This is a genomic window from Amycolatopsis orientalis DSM 40040 = KCTC 9412 (assembly GCF_000478275.1).
GTDB classification, from domain to species: Bacteria; Actinomycetota; Actinomycetes; order Mycobacteriales; family Pseudonocardiaceae; genus Amycolatopsis; species Amycolatopsis orientalis.
Genome location: NZ_ASJB01000025.1, coordinates 1 through 328 on the forward strand (window position 1 = coordinate 1; position 328 = coordinate 328).

Consider the following 328-nt stretch of genomic DNA (forward strand, 5'->3'; position numbering starts at 1 on the left):
TTTTTCTCATAAAACTCATACATGCCTGAAAAAAAGAAAAAATAGTACTGAATGATGTCATCCGCGCTCTTAACCGTTTCCTTCTGCCTTTTAATTTTCCGGAAAAGCTCGGCTGATTCTGAAACTGCTCCATCATCAATTTGCAGCGATAGTCCAACAGCTGAAAATAAAGCTCCAGATCTCCGCTTTTCTCCATTTTAGAAAGCAGGTTTTGGATCTCGTACCTCAAAGATACAGCCTGGAGCGCTTCATGGCGCTTGATCATGGTGTACCACTGATTCAGGAGCCAGGCCGCTATCTCGTATGCCGTCTTCTGCTTGAAAAAAAA

Annotated in this window: 1 protein-coding gene; it reads right to left on the reverse strand. The window is 42.7% G+C overall.

The features are described 5' to 3' along the window. On the reverse strand, positions 1-265 hold a 265-nt coding region (locus L324_RS44410), incomplete at its 3' end, for a response regulator aspartate phosphatase (protein ID WP_235783423.1). Positions 266-328 lie beyond the last annotated feature (63 nt).